This is a genomic window from Roseibium album (genome assembly GCF_001404515.1).
Taxonomy (GTDB): Bacteria; Pseudomonadota; Alphaproteobacteria; order Rhizobiales; family Stappiaceae; genus Roseibium; species Roseibium album.
Genome location: NZ_CXWE01000002.1, coordinates 254,413 through 272,753, shown reverse-complemented (window position 1 = coordinate 272,753; position 18,341 = coordinate 254,413). Strand labels below are relative to the sequence as shown.

The 18,341-nt window shown below is 57.3% G+C and carries 17 protein-coding genes; 7 read left to right on the top strand and 10 right to left on the bottom strand.

Annotation, left to right across the window (positions count from 1 at the left end):
* Positions 1-38: 38 nt before the first annotated feature.
* Positions 39-1,127 carry a LacI family DNA-binding transcriptional regulator gene (locus LA5095_RS06500; RefSeq protein ID WP_055113205.1) on the bottom strand — a complete coding sequence of 363 codons (1,089 nt, stop codon included), beginning with the start codon at positions 1,125-1,127 and terminating at the stop codon, positions 39-41.
* Positions 1,128-1,200: 73 nt separating this feature from the next.
* Between LA5095_RS06500 and LA5095_RS06495 the strand changes: the two genes are divergently transcribed.
* Positions 1,201-2,214, top strand: coding sequence for an NAD(P)-dependent oxidoreductase (locus tag LA5095_RS06495; RefSeq protein ID WP_055114216.1), 1,014 nt, complete (start codon positions 1,201-1,203; stop codon positions 2,212-2,214).
* A gap of 102 nt (positions 2,215-2,316) precedes the next feature.
* On the opposite strand, the gene LA5095_RS06490 is transcribed toward LA5095_RS06495, so the two are convergent.
* Entirely contained in the window at positions 2,317-2,991 is a 675-nt protein-coding gene (locus tag LA5095_RS06490; protein ID WP_055113204.1) for a DUF2161 domain-containing phosphodiesterase, read from the bottom strand.
* A gap of 377 nt (positions 2,992-3,368) precedes the next feature.
* Between LA5095_RS06490 and LA5095_RS06485 the strand changes: the two genes are divergently transcribed.
* The gene (locus LA5095_RS06485; RefSeq protein ID WP_055113202.1) at positions 3,369-3,926 is read left to right on the top strand and encodes a hypothetical protein; all 558 of its coding nucleotides are present in this window, start codon (positions 3,369-3,371) and stop codon (positions 3,924-3,926) included.
* Positions 3,927-4,042: 116 nt separating this feature from the next.
* Here the strand turns inward: LA5095_RS06485 and LA5095_RS06480 are convergent, their stop codons facing one another.
* From LA5095_RS06480 to LA5095_RS06470, 3 genes are all read right to left on the bottom strand, one after another.
* On the bottom strand, positions 4,043-5,536 hold the full coding sequence (locus tag LA5095_RS06480; RefSeq protein WP_055113199.1) for a TIGR01777 family oxidoreductase: 1,494 nt from the start codon (positions 5,534-5,536) through the stop codon (positions 4,043-4,045).
* A 2-nt stretch (positions 5,537-5,538) separates the two neighbouring features.
* Positions 5,539-6,189 carry a DUF4166 domain-containing protein gene (locus tag LA5095_RS06475; protein WP_055113197.1) on the bottom strand — a complete coding sequence of 217 codons (651 nt, stop codon included), beginning with the start codon at positions 6,187-6,189 and terminating at the stop codon, positions 5,539-5,541.
* A 63-nt stretch (positions 6,190-6,252) separates the two neighbouring features.
* The gene (locus tag LA5095_RS06470) at positions 6,253-6,813 is read right to left on the bottom strand and encodes a GbsR/MarR family transcriptional regulator (protein ID WP_055113195.1); all 561 of its coding nucleotides are present in this window, start codon (positions 6,811-6,813) and stop codon (positions 6,253-6,255) included.
* A gap of 342 nt (positions 6,814-7,155) precedes the next feature.
* On the opposite strand from LA5095_RS06470, the gene LA5095_RS06460 reads away from it, so the two are divergent.
* The 3 genes from LA5095_RS06460 (at position 7,156) to LA5095_RS06450 (ending at position 9,889) form a co-directional block, all read left to right on the top strand.
* A complete protein-coding gene (locus tag LA5095_RS06460) occupies positions 7,156-8,541 on the top strand; it encodes a DUF3179 domain-containing (seleno)protein (protein ID WP_055113191.1) in 1,386 nt (461 codons plus the stop codon).
* 203 nt (positions 8,542-8,744) lie between these two features.
* Complete coding sequence (locus tag LA5095_RS06455; protein WP_208992580.1) at positions 8,745-9,203, top strand: hypothetical protein; 459 nt, start codon at positions 8,745-8,747, stop codon at positions 9,201-9,203.
* Positions 9,204-9,250: 47 nt separating this feature from the next.
* Complete coding sequence (locus LA5095_RS06450; protein ID WP_055113187.1) at positions 9,251-9,889, top strand: VOC family protein; 639 nt, start codon at positions 9,251-9,253, stop codon at positions 9,887-9,889.
* 160 nt (positions 9,890-10,049) lie between these two features.
* Here LA5095_RS06450 and pdxR read toward each other — a convergent pair whose 3' ends face one another.
* A complete protein-coding gene (gene pdxR / locus LA5095_RS06445) occupies positions 10,050-11,423 on the bottom strand; it encodes a MocR-like pyridoxine biosynthesis transcription factor PdxR (RefSeq protein WP_208992579.1) in 1,374 nt (457 codons plus the stop codon).
* Positions 11,424-11,624: 201 nt separating this feature from the next.
* On the opposite strand from pdxR, the gene LA5095_RS06440 reads away from it, so the two are divergent.
* Positions 11,625-12,809: an MFS transporter gene (locus LA5095_RS06440; protein ID WP_055113183.1), complete on the top strand. Its 1,185-nt coding sequence runs from the start codon at positions 11,625-11,627 to the stop codon at positions 12,807-12,809.
* A 210-nt stretch (positions 12,810-13,019) separates the two neighbouring features.
* Here LA5095_RS06440 and LA5095_RS06430 read toward each other — a convergent pair whose 3' ends face one another.
* From LA5095_RS06430 to paaG, 4 genes are all read right to left on the bottom strand, one after another.
* On the bottom strand, positions 13,020-13,619 hold the full coding sequence (locus LA5095_RS06430) for a TetR/AcrR family transcriptional regulator (RefSeq protein ID WP_055113179.1): 600 nt from the start codon (positions 13,617-13,619) through the stop codon (positions 13,020-13,022).
* Between the two features lie 245 nt (positions 13,620-13,864).
* Entirely contained in the window at positions 13,865-15,175 is a 1,311-nt protein-coding gene (gene paaK / locus LA5095_RS06425; RefSeq protein ID WP_055113177.1) for a phenylacetate--CoA ligase PaaK, read from the bottom strand.
* A 38-nt stretch (positions 15,176-15,213) separates the two neighbouring features.
* A complete protein-coding gene (paaI, locus tag LA5095_RS06420; protein WP_055113175.1) occupies positions 15,214-15,657 on the bottom strand; it encodes a hydroxyphenylacetyl-CoA thioesterase PaaI in 444 nt (147 codons plus the stop codon).
* 1 nt (position 15,658) lies between these two features.
* Positions 15,659-16,453 (bottom strand): 2-(1,2-epoxy-1,2-dihydrophenyl)acetyl-CoA isomerase PaaG, encoded by a 795-nt coding sequence (gene paaG, locus LA5095_RS06415; protein WP_055114215.1) that lies wholly within the window; start codon positions 16,451-16,453, stop codon positions 15,659-15,661.
* Between the two features lie 121 nt (positions 16,454-16,574).
* Here paaG and paaN point away from each other — a divergent pair, with 121 nt between their 5' ends.
* Entirely contained in the window at positions 16,575-18,224 is a 1,650-nt protein-coding gene (gene paaN / locus LA5095_RS06410) for a phenylacetic acid degradation protein PaaN (RefSeq protein WP_055113174.1), read from the top strand.
* Positions 18,225-18,341 lie beyond the last annotated feature (117 nt).

The following is an 18,341-nucleotide window of genomic DNA, read 5'->3' as shown; positions in this document are numbered from 1 at the left end:
TCCTCCACTTTTCGTCTCTGCGTACTGGCGCTTCTGCGTCACCTTCTGTTTCTGCCGGCCGCGTAGCTGCCGACAGTATTCTTCCAACCGGCTTCGAACTGCGCCGGGATCAGTGTGCCCCTGGCTTCGAGCCGGCAATTGATACGGACGGTCGCCGGGGGCGACGTGTCACCTTCTATTCGGGCCAGCAGCCGCTCCCAGGCGGTCCTGGCAATCTCTTCCACTGGCTGAACAATTGCGGCAACCGGCGGGTGGACATGCGCCATCCAGGCACTGTCGTCGAAACCTGCGAGTGCGGTATCCTTCCCCAGGACATGTCCTCGCTCCTGGAGAAGGCCGTAACTCGCCAGCGTGGCGGTGTTGAACAGGCAAAAAACAGCGCCGGGTGCCGGATTGTTGTCGAGATATTCTTCGAGGGCCGACCGAGCTCCACCGACGCTGTCGCCTGTCGGCAGGTAGTCGACAACAACCTTCTGTCCATGGTCGGCAACGGCCTTTCGAACACCGGCAAGCCGTTCGGCGACGTTGTCAAGTCCGTCGCCAAGATAGGCGACCAAAATACGGATATGCCCGGCATCGAATAGCTGTTGCATCATCATCGCGCTGGCATCCGCGTTGTTCACGCCAACGCTGTCCGCACCTGCTTCCTGCAGCAGACGGTCGAGAACCAGAAAGGGTGTTTCGCTTGAACCGATCAACTCCGCTGAACGCGATTGAAGCGATGGAATGAGAAGAACTCCGGCAACCCGCCAACCAATCAGCTCGTCTATTTCACGGGCTTCAATCTCCGGATCTTCGCGGCTGGAGGTTGCGACGATGCGGTAGTTGGTGGCTTCCGCGCAATGCTCGAGTTTTGCCACAAGCTCTGCAAAAAACGGGTTTTCGAAATTGGGAATGACAAGGCCGATGATCCGGCTCTGGCTGCGCCTCAGGTTGGACGCCATCGTGTTGCGGCGATAGCCGAGTTCACGCACGGCCTGCAAGACGGCACGTCCGATCGGGTCGTCATTGCGTCGCCTGCCATTGATCACATTGGAAACGCATCCGGGTGAAACACCCGCTTGTCGCGCGACATCGCGAATGGACGGTCTTGCTCCCGACTGCCTTTTTTCAGTCTTGCCGGACATCAGCGTCCTCCTCCTTGCACTTATGTTAGAAAAAACGTTTTATGTTGTAAATCGTTTTTCGAGAGGAGCGGTGATGCGCATTCTATACGATCCGGCCCCACGCAGAACCGAGGAGATCTTCAGCGATGCGGACAGGGACAGGTTTTTTTCGAAATTTCAGGTGGTTGAGATTGATCCAGCCGACAGAGAACAAGCCTACCTGCGCCATCTGCCGACGACCGATGTCCTGATCAGCCAGCAACCCATGGGAGCGGATCGCCTAGCGCAGGCACCCGGTCTCAAGGCAATCGTCAACGTGGAAACCAATTTTCTCCCGAATATTGACTATGGCACCTGTTTTCAACGCGGAATCCACGTTCTGACACCCGCCTCGGTTTTCGCGTTGCCTGTTGCCGAAATCGGTTTGTGCATGGCGCTATCCCTGGCGCGCGGTGTTCACACCAGCCATGGTGACTTTCTGACCGGGCAGGAGAAATACGGTCTTGAAGGCAACGCCAATGCCGAGTTGCTTACCGGAAGCCGGATCGGATTCATCGGTTTTGGAGATCTGGGAAAGGCGCTGCACAAGCTGCTTGCTCCCTTCCAGGCCGACATGCTGGCTTATGATCCCTGGTTGCCCGACAATCACCTGCGTCGGCTTGGTGTTCACCCCGCGCCACTGGACAAGGTGCTGCAAACCTGTCGCGTGATCTTTGTCGTGGCGTCCATCACGACCGAGAACGCGTATCTTCTGGACAGTGAAAAACTCGCGCAGATGCAGGATCACGCAATGCTCATACTGCTGAGCCGTGCTGCAATCGTCGATTTCGACGCTCTTGCCAGGGAGGCCAGCGACGGTCGGTTGCGGATCGCGACCGATGTTTTTCCCGAGGAACCGGTTCCCGAAGGCGATCCAATTCGCAGCATTCCCGGCATTCTCTTTTCCGCGCATCGTGCAGGTGCACTGGCATCAGCGTTGCAACAGATCGGCGCGCTGACGCTGGAGGATCTCGACCAGATTGCCAAGGGGCTGCCACCTGTCGCATGCCGGCGCGCGGAACCGGAAACCGTCCAGCGCCTGAACAGCAAGCCTGTCGAGTTCACGTAGGAAAGTGCTTCTGCCAAACCCTGTTGATGGACATTGTTGCGGTCAACCGGTTCGCAAACCTGGCTGTTCAACAACCCGTCTGCCTGTCTGTCCGAAGGAGATTTATAGAGGATCTTCCTTGAAGTTCCTTGTTTCTGCCCGACCCTTGGGTGTCAGTGCAAAAACACCACGCTCAACACGTTCAAACCAGCCGTAATGGTCGTCGGCCATCATCCTGGTCGCCCGATCAACACCTGTTGATTTTGCCACATCCGCGCCGCGACTCGGTCCGTTGGCTTCCAGATGTGAGGCGCACCGAAGCGCATCCTGTCGATAGGCGGTAACCAGGGTTACACGCGTCGACCCGCCGGTGTTGGGATCACCCACGCGGCGGGAAAACTCCCTGAGCAGCCTGTCCTTGCGTGGCTTGGACTTGCGCGGTGCATATGGCGCGGGGTCGAGATGAACCTCGACAAAACTGTCTGAAAGCCGGACTGTCATCAAACCGAGACCGAGACGCCGGGCCAGTTTGGTGTTGCTCTTGAGCGATTGCTGAAATCGCCGCCCGGTTCCCCTGGCAACCGCGACATAGACCGCATCGGTCATGGACAGGCGCGCAATGGCTTGATGAAAAAGGCTCAAGGTGAATCCGGTCTTCAATTCGACGATCACGGGATCCGCATCACCCCGGCAGGCGACAACGTCCGCAGCCCCGACTTCGGCTTTCACGTCGTAGCCCTGTCCGACAAGAAAAGTCTTTACCGGAAGGTAGAGTTCGGTTTCCAAAATGCGCGCCATGCCGACACCCTACGCCCGGAAAACTTACCCTGTGGTTAGCTTCGGTCCAGTTTGATCTGATCGGTTTGCCGAAGCTTTCTGCAAAACCCGATTTGCCGACAATTTGTTTGACCTTGTCAACCGGAACACATTGCCCTTCGAACGCTTGTCCTAAAGTGCACTAGGCGGCCACAATCCTCGTGCTAGGCTGATCGAGAAATGGCAAAAACCGGCGAAAACCGCCATTGGCGCGATATCGAGACATGCGCATTTTGCCTGGTCTGTCTCTCGGCGATGTCCTCGCCGGATCCTCGATTGTCCATCTGAGGCCAACACGCTGAGGGAAGGCTGGTGATTGGGGGTGGTGGCAATCCGGTACTGTTTCCTGGGGGGGCACGATGAAAACCGCGGTATTTTGGTCTCTGTTCTTTCTTTCAGGTGTTTACACCGGTTCGGCTTTTGCATTTTCACTGGGGGGCGAAAAGACCGTCAATCTGGTTGACCAGAATGGTGAAAGGCATCAGGTGGCGACTATCGTCTTTGACAGCGCCGGCAAGGACATAACCTACAGCATCGACTGGCACGAAGAGGCCTTCGCAGACCATTTCCTTTCCATGAGACCCTTCAAATGTTTCGAGGGACCGGACAAATACTGGTGCCGCGTACCTTACCCGTATGAGATCCGGCGCTCCGTTTCCAAGCAGGATTTCACGGATCTGGAATACGATCTTCTGTTTGTGTGGAAGGGGTCAAACGAATACGGCGTCAACCTTTGGAACGGGATCTACTACAAGCTCGCGGAACAAGACAATCAGCTGGTGGGAACGCTTCACGAGATGGACATGGACAAGTTGGGTGTTCCCCCCGAGGCAGGAGATCTGAGACCTGTTGGCGAAACGGATCTTGAGGCGGGCGATCCGGACAGCCATTGGCTTCCGAGGCTCGTCATCGAATAAGCAGAACGGGCCAACCCTTTGGCCGTCCCGTTCCGCCGGTTTCCGATCCCGCAAAGCGACTTTGGAATACGCTGCCTGACCAGTCGACGCGGTGCCGCGTCCCAGGTGCAATCATGTCAGACCACGGCGTGCTCCTGTCGATCCAGTCGGGGCGTTTTCGCATGGGTAGAGCCGGTGATTTTTTCGAGCATCGGTCCCAACTCGGGATGGTGAAACTCAAAACCACGATCCAGGAGCCGCCTCGGTGCGACACGCACGCTCCCGAGCATGGTTTCACGGGCCATGTCACCAAGCAAGGCCGACAACAGCCAGGCAGGAAAATGCAAGAACGCGGGCCGGTGCAGGGCGCTTGCAAGATCACGAGTGAACTCGCTGTTGCGGACCGGTTCCGGTGCCGTCGCGTTCAGGCTGCCTTTCAGGCTCTCGTCTGCCATCGCGTGAACAATCACGCGAATGAGGTCGTCCCGTTCTATCCAGGACATCCACTGGCGTCCTGTACCCATCGTGCCGCCGCCGCCGAATTCGAACGGCGCGAGCAACCTTGCGAGCATGCCGTCATCAACGCCAAGCACAAGACCGATGCGCAGAACGACAACACGGATGTTTTCCGCAGAGATCTGATTGGCCGCAGCTTCCCATCTGTCGCACACCTCGTGCGTGAAAGCGGGCGCCGGTGCGGATTCCTCGGTGAGAACTTCCTCGCCGCGCAAGCCGTACCACCCGATAGCCGACCCGCTGATCAGGCATTCCGGCTTGTGTTCCAGCCGTTTGACAACCTTGTGGAGCGCTTCGGTCATCTCCACCCGGGACTTTATGATCCGATCACGCTTCTTTTTGGTCCAGAGGCCATTTGCGATCGGGTCTCCTGCAAGATTGACGATCGCGTCCACGCGGTCGCTGGCATGGATCCGGTCCAGGTTGGTAATCACCCGCACAGGATGGGCCAGCTTGTCCGCATTTCGCAGGTCACGGGTGAGAACTGTGACGTGATGCCCGCTCGAGACCAGAGCTTCCACCAGCCGACGTCCGATAAAGCCGGTTCCACCGGTAACCAGAACATGTTGGGGAGACGGCAGACCCTCCGCAAGATTTGCAGGGTCTGCGAGCCCAATACGATCGCTGCGGGCAGCGGCCAGCAGGTCGCGTGCCGAAAAAATGGCGACGCCGAGGGCAGCCACTGTTGCCATTGCGCTCCACCAGCCATAGCTGACGGGGATGATTGCACTCGGCAGAAGCGACCAGTGCCAAAGCACAGGCGCGAGAAACGCAAGGATCGCGCCATAGTTCAGGGTCAGCAAAGTGTGGTTGATGCGTTCCGTCCAGGGGAGTTTGCGTGTCATGTCCTCTTCGACGAAGTCCCACAACGTGATGATGACTTCGGCCAGCAGAACAAAGCCGAGTGAGATCGCGAATGCGCCGTGAGGCTCCATCCAGGCAAAGCAGAGAAAGATCAGAGCGTAAAAGAAATTGCGCACCCCATGCAGGCGCAATTCAAGCTTTTGGGAGGCGCGCCAGGCAAGCCGTTCGGTACCTTCATGATGGACCAGCGTATCGTAGAGACCCATGAAGATCTGAATGGAGATCAGTGTCCACAGAACGGGATTTTCCATTGTTATTGCTCCATGTCGTGAAAGAGGGCGTCCTGATGGACGAGTTCGCCGAAAAGCCGGCTTTTCAATGTGAGTGAAAACAGGAACCGCGTTTTGCCGAGGTCCCGGTGGCTGATGGTGAGCGCGCCTGGGCTGAGCCAGGCGGGAAGCCGCAGTTTCCTGTTTCGGATCTGCAGGAAATAGTGATCGCTCTTGAAACTCAGACCGTTCTGGTTGATGCCGACGCGCAGCGCTATTCCCAATCCCGCGCCGATGTATTCTTCAATGCCGGTCGGGCCGGAGAATCTCTTGGAACTATGTATGACCTGCGGGAAACCGGATGCCCGGCCATATTGACGTATCCAGAACTGGCCATCGCCAGCGCAATCCTCTGTCACCGACACCACCGCCGGTTGCCGGACGGATGACAGGTCATGGGGAAGGGGCCCGCCAATGAGCCTGGCGAGCTGTGACAAGAAGAATCCGGCAAGGTTCCTGCGCATTGAAACAACGACACCCTGATAGACGACACTTGCGCCGCCTTTCAGGCGCTTGCCGAAGCGCCGGCGGACGGATACCGGGAGCGTGTTCCACGCTTTTTCACCGACAAGATCGTGGAAACGATAATCTGGAACAACATCCTGAGGATGGATTTGACGACAAGCCTGTTTCATACCGTTCTTCCTGTCATATCCGTTATTTCTGTATAAAGAGAAATTTAGATTTAAAAAATTTGCCTAGTCCGTTTTTCCGCCGCCGACCCTCAAAAGAGTCAAAACCTTGGTGCCCATCTTCATCAAAGCGGAAAGGTTTGATTTCGGAACGCTCAGCATCTGGTTCGACCACTTGTCGGCCGTGGCCAGAAAGTCCTGCATCGCATGCATCCGGGATAGCACCGCGGGATCGAGCTTGGTTTCGGTTTCCGCCTGGGTGACGCACATGTCGATCGCACGGATGGCGGGGTCGATCTCACGTTCCTTGCGGCCCCTGGCAATCAGCAGCGCCATTTCCCATACGTCGGTTTCCGCGACAAAGTGCTCCCGCCGGTCACCGGCGACGGGAACCCGCTGGATCAACCTCCAACCCACAAGTTCCTTCAGGGAGTTGGAGACGTTGGACCGCGCAATTCCGAGCTCCTCGGAAATCTGTTCGGCGTTCAGCGGGTCGGTGCTGAGGTAGAGCAGCGCGTGTATCTGGGCCACCGAGCGGTTGACGCCCCACTGAGTGCCCATGTCGCCCCAGTACAGAATGAACTGAGCTCTTGAGGAATTGTCGTTTTTGTCAGTAATTTCTGTCATGACAGAAATATCAGATATAACTGGAGAAGAGTCAAGAGTGCGAGAAGAGGTGAAATTGTCCGGCCCGCATGCCGGTGCGGCGATTCTTCCTTTCAGGTGGGAAGGTGCAACCGATCAGGTGATTGCTTGCCTGCCGCATTTCCAATTCAGTTCCTCACCAAATGCTGATGCATCGTGATTGGAAGCGAAGCGCCTCGCGGCCTCTTTTATAGGGCCAGCACGCTTACACGGAACTGGTTCCCGGCCGGGTCCGCATGCTCCATGTGCTTGTGGTTGTACACGCGAGGCTTCAAGCCGCGCGCGTGCTCCACTGGATGAAAACAGCAGTCGAAAGGTGTTTCCATGGCAAATGCGACGTGTTCCCAATCCCGCAACGCTCTTGTTGCGTTGCTTGCAGCCTTTGCCCTGATGTGGACGTCCGTTTCATATAGCCAGGATCGGGAGGCCTTGCCGGACTATGTGATCAAGCAATACGGCGAGCCACCGGCCATACCGGGGGGCGATCTGCCCGAAGCGTTGCAAGCGGCCGTGAAGACAGCTTTTGTCGACAGCCTGACACAATCGACATGGGGCCGGGACCAGACAATCGCGCTCGGGGAAGTCGCCGCATCGAAAGATCCGCGCCTTGTCTGGATCATCGCCGACTTGATGCGCTTCACGTCCGGATCTCAGCTGAGTGCTTCGCTCACCGATGCTGCCGGGAGCCTGCTGGAAAAAGACATTCCGACCAGCAACAACTGGGGTGTTGTCACGGATCACCTGATCGCGTGGGACATACCAGCGCCGCCTGACTATCTCCCTGTCAAACGCGCCATTTTCACAACCATCGTTCCAGGCTGGGACAAGATCTTCGTCGAAGGGAAAATCGACTGGAGGCACGTTTCGTGGGGGGGCGTTCTCATCGATGACCGTCCCTACGACAAGACCAATGAAGTGTGCAACTGCATACCGGCGGCAGACAATCCGGCTGTAAGCACCGTCGAAGAGGCCAAATGGCTGAAGGATGATGATATTGTTTTCGGCGTTGAAGTGAACGGCGAGTACCGGGCCTACCCGAGGCGTATCATGGAGGTGCGCGAGATGGTCAACGACACATTGGGTGGACGCGATCTCGGAATTCCGTATTGCACCTTGTGCGGCGCGGCACAGGCCTATTTCACCGATCAGTTGCCGGAGGGTATCGAGCGCCCTGTTCTGCGCACGTCCGGATTGCTCATCCGTTCAAACAAGGTCATGTATGACGTCAATTCCTATTCGGTGTTCGATACTTTCCTGGGCAAGGCGGTGACCGGTCCTCTTGCGGAGAAGAACCTGCAGCTGGAGCAGGCCAGTGTCGTGACAACGGACTGGGGAACCTGGAAGGAAGCCCATCCTGAGACAACGGTGTTGATCGAGCCGCTGGCGCTCGGTCGGGATTTTGATTTCCGCAATGGCCGGGATGCCAACGGACCGATTTTCCCGGTGGGTGATGTCGACCCCCGGCTGCCGGTACACGAAGATATCATCGGCGTCGTCACCGCATCGGGAAAACCGGTAGCGTTTCAACGGAGCAAGGCTGTTGCTGCGTTGAAAAAAGGCGACGATATCGCATACGAGAACGTGCGCCTCAAGCTGGACGCCGGTGGGGTCAGGGCGGTTGACGCAGAAGGTTCGGACCTCGGCAGCCATCAGGCGTTCTGGTTTGCCTGGTCGCAGTTTCATCCTCAGACAGAGCTTTGGCCAGGGTGAATTCGGCTGTGTGATCTTGATATCGGGTCGGTCCGGGCACATTTACTTGCCCGACCGCCGCGATTTCCCGGATCGCGGGGTTTTGTTTCCGGTCAATATGGGTGCGCCGGGCAAGATGAAAAGATGCGCAATTGACGGCTTGACCTAGGACCCGCGAAGGAACAAAATAAGAACAAACTTGGCGTCGTGAGGGAGCAGCCATCGTGACAGACCTTCGTCGGTACAAAGCAAAATCAGGCACCTTTTTGCCTGTCTGGACACTGGAGATTCAGACGTTGCCGGAGGATACCGACCGTATCCTTGATGAAGTTCAAAAGGTTCATCCAATGAGTTTCGGCCGTTATCAGCGTAATGCGAGCATCTCCGCTGTCGGCATGGAAACATCGCAACCCGAACCGGGGTCGACAACGACGACGCATGTCGATGGTTTCGAAGCCGGAGAAACCGAAACCTATCCGATGGTTGAGCTCAAAATATCCATCGAGAGGGATCTCGGCATACTGGAAAAAGTGATGGATGCCGTGCTTCATGCACACCATTACGAAGAGCCTGTGATCTTCCTGCGTGAGGACTGGGCCAGCAGGGCGGCCTATGATCCCGAAAGCGACAATCCAAATCGCTGGTGGAACAACGGCCGGGGGTTGCCGCAGCGGCTCTCCTGATCGATAGTCGTTGTCGCCTTCTCAGACAGTATTGGAGCTTTCCGCAAGTGCTCAAGCTCGACCACCTGACCGTGATTGCCCCAACGCTGACCGAAGGGGTGTCGCATGTCCGCGAGTGCCTTGATCTCGACGTGCCCTTCGGGACACGCCATGACTACATGGGCACCCATAACCACAGGCTTCAACTCGGCGACAGGATCTATCTGGAGATCGTTGCGCTTGATCCGGACGGCCGAGCACCTGGCCGTGCAAGATGGTTCGGGCTCGATGATCAGGAACAAGTCAGAACGGATTGGGACGACGGCCGGCGCCTGCGCGGCTGGGTCGCCAGTACCCACGACATTCAGGTCATTGTGTCAAAGCATGACAAGGTCTTCGGAGAGGTCGTCGCGCTTCCGTTCAATCGACCGGAATTTGCGTTTTCGATCCCCGATGACGGGTCGCTTCCCCTTGACGGTGGTGCGCCTTCGCTCATCGATCACCAAGGCGATCCGACGTCGATGTCGGACATCCCCGATATGGGTGCACGCCTTCTGTCGCTGACGCTTGAGCATCCGCATCCCGATACCGTGTCAAAGCTTTATCGCGAGCTGTCACCGGATCGCCCTCCTGATGTCACCCCGGGTACTCAAATCCGCTATCGGGCAAGTATCATGACGCCGTCCGGACGCAAGGAGCTCACCTGAACGGATGGACGACGCCGCAATATCGAGATGTGGTTTCCGTCATCACTCGATCCCAAAAAAACCACGTATTAAAAAATCCGCTGGGCCCAAGCCCGGTGCTGATCCGGGTGCGGCATTCGTCTATAACCGGGATGTCGTGATCGGTCCCATTCTCTGTTCATCAGTCACAAAGGGCTGCCACAAGCCGGATCACACCATCGGAAAGTGCCTGCGGTGGAAACGCCGCATACCCCATCACCAGGCCTTGCCGCGCTGCCGGACCAAAGTAGAAATTCGACAGGGGAGCGAGACGCAGGCCAGCCTCATGAGCGCGTGCAGAGACTTCGACGTCGCTCATTCTGCCGGCAAGCCCGGGACCGAGTTCAGCGACAAGATGCATGCCGCTGGTTTCTGGATCGGCAGAAAGAAGACCCGAAGCATGTGTGTGCAATGCGTTCAAGAGAGCCTTCTGGCGTTCTGCATACAATCTGCGCATTCGTCGAATATGCGTTGCGAACGAACCGCTTGCGATAAATTCTGCCAGGACCGGCTGCGCGTGGAGTGCGGCCTTCGGGCCGATCCGGCCAAGAATTGCTGCGACGTTTTTCTGGAGACGATACGGGACAATCATGTAGCCAAGTCTTAGTGCCGGGAACATGACCTTTGAGAAGCTGCCGATATAAATGACCCGCTCAGAGTCATCCAGGCTCATCATCGCCGGAAGCGGTTGCCCCTGGTAGCGAAACTCCCCATCGTAATCGTCCTCCAGAATGAAACCGTCGCAATTCTTTGCCCAGTCCAGCAATTCCAGCCGACGTGTCAGGGAAAGGGTCATGCCAAGCGGATATTGCCGGGATGGAGTGACCGCGACGGCGCTTGCGCAGAGGTGTGCCTGTTCACCGCTGGACAGGTTGAAGCCCTGGGCATCGACGCGGACCGGATTGCACGTCACGCCGCTTCCAGCCAGTGCATTGGCCATCACCTGGTGACCGGGATCCTCCACCAGGACTGTGTCACCAGCCGCAAAGGCAGCCTTTGAAATCAACTCGACTGCCTCCACCAGGCCCGAAGTCACGACAATTTGCCCAGGTGAGCACTGAATGCCGCGCCACTCATTCAGATGTTGGGCAATGGCGGTCCGCAGCGGCCCAAATCCCATCGCGGGCGGTCGACCAAGGATACCGGCGTTCGGGGCACGCCAAATGCGGTCATGGATGCGGGTCCACTCACGGTAAGGGAACGTTTCAAGATCAGGAAAACCGACATCAAATGGCACCAGGGGGTCATTCAATGGCAGCGTTTGTCGTGAATCCGGGGACCCGTCCTTCGCTGTCCGGACCGGCAAACTAGGCAGGTCGGCAGCAATGAAGACACCGGACCCCCGGCGTCCCTCAAGATATCCTTCTGCAACAAGTTGCTCGTAGACGGCAGTCGTCGTCACCCGCGATACCCCAAGTTCCTGTGCAAGGTTCCTGCTTGAGGGAAGCCTGGCTCCAGAGCGAAGGCGGCTGGTATGAACCAGCTCCCGAAGAGCGTGCGAAAGTTGTGTCTGCAATGGAATTTTCGACGAGCGATCCAATGAGATAGACAAGATCGCAGCTTCTGAAGTGGCCTTATTCATATTCCAATTATTGGACATTTTGAAAGACCACTCAAGTTTGTAGGTTGAGTGAAATGGTGCGGAGGGGCCTTGCGTTTCATCGTGCCGCCGGTTCCTTGTCCGTATCCACTCATCCTTTCCCTGGAGCATAGGCCTTTGTCCCGTATCTCGACTTTCTGTGTCTATCTGCTTGCAGTCTTTCTGCAGGCAGGTGCTTACGGTCTGACTTTCATGTTGCCGCGTCTTTATTCAGGCTTCGGTGCGAATGAGAAAGCGGTCGGGGTATCGTTGTTCATAGCGACGGCCTCAACATTGCTTGCCGTCTATTATGCGGGACATTTGTCGGACTGGTTCGGCCGTGTTGCCACGCTTGGCATGGCCTGTCTGTCTATCGGAGCAGCACTTGGATTGTTCGGACTTGCCGTCACTGTCGGGTCGCTCACGGTGATCGCAAGCATTCTTCTGGGAGCAGGCTGGGGTTTGACTTATGCCCTTGCTCCCGTTGTCCTGACACGACTTGTCTCGGCGCAGGAAAGAGTACGCTATTTTGCGTTGCACTCAGTCGTGTTGATGGCCGGATTCGGCCTGTCGCCGGTCATGGCGGCTAAAATCGAGAAGGCAGGCGGGAGCGTGTCGGATGCGTTTTTCATCACGGCTATCGGTTGCCTGGTGAGTGCTCTGCTGTTCTTCGTGCTGATCCGGCCGGTCCGATCTCATGCCATCAACGCCGGCCCGGAAGCCAGTTCAAGGCTGAGCTTGAAAGGTGTCGGAACAATATTGCGTTCCCGCGCGCTTGTTCCGGTTGTCATGGTTTTTCTTGGCGCCAGCGTGTTCGCAGGGTTGAACAATTTCCAGACCGTCTTTGCCGATGAGCGCGGGTTGGATTACGCGGATTTCTTTCTGGTCTACACGATCACCGTGGTGATCTGCCGGATTGCGCTGGCGCAATTCAAGGGTGGCAGGCATCCCTATCTGACGATCGCCCTGCTGCAATATGTGATGGCAGGCAGCGTCCTATTGTTCATCTTCTCGGGAACCAGCCAATCGGCGTATGTTGTTGTCGCAATCCTGTTCGGGATCGGCTACGGGGCTTCCTATCCCATCCTCGTCGCCATGGCTGCAAATGATGCGAACCACGATCTGGTGCCGCAAACGCTCCAGCTTTTTGCATTGACCTATTTCATCGGTATCTTCGGATTTCCGTTGGTCGCCGGATGGATGATTGTCGACGTCGGCGTTACGCCGCTTCTGGGATTGATTGTCGTGATGGCAGCCTTTGAGGCGACAATGGCACTGTTGCGCGTGCAAAAAGACGCATTGGCTGCCCCCAAACGGACGTGAGGATGGCAAGATGCCGACCAATGAAAAGCAAACGTTTGTTCCATGCTTCTCCGCAGCCGCGACGGTCAACGAAGGCGGAACGCCTCCGGTATCACCCTGGGCCACGTTCGGTATGCTCGACCGCCAGGCGACTGTCTTTGGAACTGTCCGCGCACCTGGGACGTTGCGGAACCGGGAGTTTGTTAATGCTCCCGCGGAACAATAACCGCTCTACTTAACCTTCTTCACACCTTCAAGGATCAGGGTCGTTGCGACCCGGGCGTAGTCCTCTCGTGAGATCGGGCCGCCTTCCTTGAACCACATATAGACCCAGTTCATCATGCCGAAGAGCGACATCGTGACCGGCATCAGGAGGGGGCGTTCCGGGTCTTCCAGCTTTGGGTGGATGGTCTTCAGGGCACTGGAAAAGTGGCGTACGATCCGGCGTTCAATGGCTATGATCTCAGCCTTTTGTTCGTCAGAAAGTGCCGGACCTGCGTTGAGCTGGACCTTGTGCTGGTCATCGGCGCCGCGATAGCTGTCCAATACCGTCATCACCAGCTTCTGAAGCCTTGCTTCGGGTGGAAGGGAGGCATCATCTGCCTTTTCCAGCGCCTGGTCGAGGATCGCAAGGTGCGAATGGATGATTGCAAAGATCAGGGCACCCTTGGACGGATAGTAGTGATAGAGCAGCGATTTGGAGACACCTGCCTCCTGTGCGATCTGTGACATGGAGGCTTTTTCCATGCCCTGGGTCGCAAAGACATTGGCCGCCGTCAGCAAGAGGCCGTGCTGCTTTTCCTCAAAATCACTGGCGCGGGTTCTTGCCATGCGTATCGGACTCCGTTTTCGGACCTAAGGTCGCGCCTTGATAGCGTTTTTAGCCTGATCGACCAGGATTGACCAGCCGGTCCGTCAATTAACGGTGGATCGGCCAGGGCGCTGTTTCTTCGGGACCCTTGATCCCTGGTAGTCAAGCCTTTTGCTCTTTGCGGCGCTTTCCCGACCGATTGAACTGAGCAACGGGCTCCGCGTTTTTCTTCGTACGGGACGTTGGAGGCCTTTGGCCTTCGTGATTATTCCTTGGGACGGTTGTCGACCACCCGCTGTGCCTTGCCCTGCGATCGGGCGACGCCATCGGGTTCATGGATCTCGACCTTCGAGGAGATGCCGATGGTCGATTTGATGTGATGGGCAAGCTCTCGTTCCGAGGCGCTGCGGGCCTCAGCACTGCTGGCGGCTGGCGTTGCTTCCGCGTGAACGATCATCGCATCCATGCGTCCGGTACGCACAAGCTCGATTTGGAAATGAGCGGAAAGACCGTCACATTTCAGGATCTGTTCCTCGATCTGCGTCGGAAATACATTGACCCCACGCAAAATGATCATGTCGTCGCTTCGACCGGTGATCTTCTCGATCCGGCGCATGGATCGTGCCGTGCCGGGAAGTATGCGGGTAAGATCCCGGGTCCGGTAGCGGACCATGGGCAGGCCTTCCTTGGTCAGGGTGGTGAATACCAGCTCGCCCATTTCGCCGTCCGGCAGAACGTTCTCGCTCACCGGATCGATGATTTCAGGGTAGAAATGGTCTTCCCAGACATGAAGGCCATCCTTGGTCTCAACGCATTCCTGCGCGACGCCAGGCCCCATGATTTCCGACAGGCCATAGATGTCGACCGCGTGCATGTCGAAGGCTTCCTGAATTTCCTCCCGCATGGCGTTGGTCCAGGGTTCGGCACCGAAGATGCCGACTTTCAGGGAGCACTTGCGAGCGTCAAGGCCGCGGTGTTGGTATTCGTCCAGGATCGAGAGCATGTAGGAAGGGGTTACCATGATCACGTCCGGGCGAAAGTCCTCGATCAGGGTTACCTGTCGTTCCGTCATGCCACCCGATATCGGTACGACAGTGCAGCCGAGGCGCTCTGCACCGTAGTGGGCACCAAGGCCACCTGTGAAAAGACCATAGCCGTAGGCGTTGTGAAGAATGTTTCCCTTGCGCCCGCCGGCGGCACGGATCGAGCGCGCGATCAGGTCAGACCAGTTCGAAATGTCGTTTGCGGTATAGCCGACGACCGTCGGTTTGCCGGTCGTGCCGGAGGATCCATGGATGCGGACGAGGTCCTCTCTCGGGGTTGCGAACATGCCGAAGGGGTAAGTGTCGCGCAGATCCTGTTTCACCGTGAAAGGGAATTTGGCAATGTCGGCAAGAGACTTGAAATCGCCCGGATGCGCGCCGTGATCGTCGAAGCGTTTCCTGAAGAAGTCCGAATTCCGGTACGCATGATCAAGTGTCCAGGTCAGGCGCTTTTCCTGCAACCCGGCAATCTCGTCGCGGCTTGCGATTTCGATCGGGTCGAGACTGTTGCGATCAGGAGTGAGGTCGATCATTCAAGGTCCTCCCAGGGCGCGGGTCGCGCCGGTTTTCGTCATTCGGTCAAGAAAGTTCTGTTGATGGTACGGGAATGGCCACGGAACTCTGCGATCACGGTTCCGTCCTTCCGGACAAGCCTGACGTCGTAAATGCCGGAGCGTCCCTGCCTTGAGACCTCCCGTGCTTCCGCCGTCAGTATGTCGCCTAGGGATCCTGGTGCGATGTAGGTGATTGAGCAGTGCTGGGCAACAGCCATCTGATTGTAGGTGTTGCAGGCAAAGGCAAAGGCACTGTCGGCGAGTGCGAACAGGTAACCGCCGTGCATGTTGCCGTGACCGTTTGTCATGGCCTTCGTGACCGTCATGCGGATAGCGGCCTGGCCTGGCGCTATCCGCATGATTTCCATGCCCAGCTCCTGCGAGGCATTGTCACCGTCCCACATGATCCTGGCACAGGTTTCGGCCAACTCCTGCGGGGTCATCTCCGATACGCTTTTCATGTTATTCGCCTTTGAAGACCGCAGGACGTTTTTCAAGAAACGCTGTTACACCTTCAGCATAATCGTTCGTGAAACCCGCAGCACGCTGGCAATCCCGTTCCATGTCGAGATGGGTGTCGAGATCCTGGGTTCCGGCGGCCTGGATCAGACGCTTGGTGAGGCCGAGACCGATTGTCGGGCCCAGTGCCAGCCTGTCTGCAACTGCCGTCGCGGTTTCCAGAAGCGCGTCGTCTTCGACCGCCTTCCAGATCAGGCCCCAGTCTTCGGCCTGTTCTGCCATCAATGGTTCGGCCAGAAGGGCCAGGGCCTTGGCACGCGGCTCGCCGAGAATGCGGGTGAGGGACCAACTGCCGCCGGCATCGGGTATCAGACCGATTCTCGAAAAAGCCTGGATGAACCTGGCTGACCTGGCGGCGAATACGATATCGCAGGCAAAGGCAATGTTTGCACCTGCACCTGCGGCGACACCGTTCACGGCACAGACGACAGGTTTTTCCAGGTCACGTATCAGACGCAGTGTCGGGTTGTAGAAGGTGTCCAGTGTGTGACCAAGGTCAGGTTTTTCGTCACTCTTGCGTGGATCCCGGTCACCGAGATCCTGGCCGGCACAAAAAGCTCGGCCGGCACCGGTCAGCAGAATTGTTCTCACAGAACTGTCATCGTGCGCCCGCTCAATCTGTCTGCGCAAAGCCAGGTGCATGTCTTCGTTAAAGGCGTTAAGTTTGTCAGGACGATTGAGGGTCAGCTTCAATACGCCGTCATCCAGGCTTGATATAACGGTTTGATTTTTCGTCATTCTCATCTCCCTGGCACCATCGTCTTCACGGGCCTCCAAACAAATTGTTGCATAAACCGTCCGGTCGGTCAATTATAACAATTGCATCTGCAAATGCACCCGGCAGTGTTGAGGAGAACCCATGCCGCATCTTTTCAAACGGAATCGTGCCCTGCTGGACGGCGCTCTGCAAGCGATGAAAACACGCGAGTTCTGGACGCCGTTTCCGGAAGTCCCTTCGGGCAAGATCTATGGCGAGACTGCGCGTGCGGACGGCGAGGCCGACTTTGCCGCTCTTGTGGGCAAACCGTTCAGCATTCCGGATCACCCGGAAGACGTTCACCTTGGCAAGGAGCAATCTCCCTGGGGACTCGAGCTTGATCTGAGCTATCCGGCAGCACCGGTACAGACATTGCTTGCAGCTTCTGAAGCGGCATTCGCAGAGTGGTCCCAAACAAACATCGAGACCCGGGTCGGGGTTCTTCTGGAAGTGCTCAGCCGCCTCAACAAGAAGAGTTTTCTGATCGGTCATGCAACGGTTCATACCACCGGGCAGGCGTTTCCGATGGCCTTCCAGGCCGGTGGCCCACATGCGCAAGATCGCGGCCTGGAGGCCGTTGCCGCAGCCTACGCGGAAATGACGGCAAGCGCGCTCGACGCGGTCTGGCAAAAGCCGCAGGGAAGGGGAGAGCCGATTGTTCTGCGAAAGCACTGGACAGTTGTACCGCGCGGCATATCCCTGACAATCGGCTGCAATACCTTTCCTTGCTGGAACAGCTATCCGGGGCTTTTTGCCAGCCTTGCCACCGGTAACACGGCAATCGTAAAGCCGCATCCGATGGCTATCCTGCCGCTTGCGATCACGGTCAAGGTACTGCGAGAAGTACTTGCCGAAGAAGGTTTGCCTGTTGATACGGTCCTGCTGGCCGCAGATGAACCGGAAACACCAGTCACCCGGGAGATTGTTGAGGCGGCTGCGGTCAAGATCGTCGACTACACGGGATCTTCCACTTTCGGTGGATGGATCCGCAAGAATGCCGGCGACGCCCTTCTCTTCACCGAGGAAACCGGCGTGAATTCCGTGGTGATCACCGGCACCGGCGATTTCAGCGGCATGTGCGCCAATCTCGCCTTCTCCTTTGCGCTCTATTCCGGTCAGATGTGCACTTCGCCGCAGAACATCTATGCGCCGAAGGCGGGTATCGATACGGACGAAGGTCACAAATCCTTTGATGAGGTGATCTCCGGAATCGCGGCAGCGATCGACCATCTGCTCGCCGATCCGGAACAGGCCTCAAGTATTTGCGGGACCATCGTCAGTCCGGCCACGATGAAGCGTATCGAGACTGCGAGGTCTGCAGGCCGGATTGTGCGAGACAGCGGCACGGCGAGCGCCGGACGTTCGGCGACGCCGCTGATAGTCGCGGTTGGCGACGAAGACAAACTGCACGAACAGGAATGCTTCGGGCCGGTTGTCTTTGCGATTGCCACGGGGACAGCGGCGGAGGCAATCGATCGGGCAGCCTGTCTTGCCCGTGACAAGGGAGCGATTACCGCTGCGGTTTATGCGACCGATCAGCACCTGATAGATGGGGCTGCCGCGTCATTTGCGCGGGCTGGCGTCAATCTCTCGGTCAATCTCACCGGGAACATATATGTCAATCAGTCTGCGGCATTTTCCGACTTTCATGTTACCGGCGCCAATCCGGCAGGCAATGCGAGCTTGACCGACACCGCTTTTGTCGCGCCGCGCTTTCGACGTGTGATGATCCGTTGGCCGATATCGGACTGATGACCCCGGGCCAGGCAACCAGACTGACACCGCTGGACGCTCCGTATTTGTCGCGATGACAATTGTGCATGATCGATCGGGCGCGCAGCACTTTACCGGAGGGCACTGGTGTGTCTA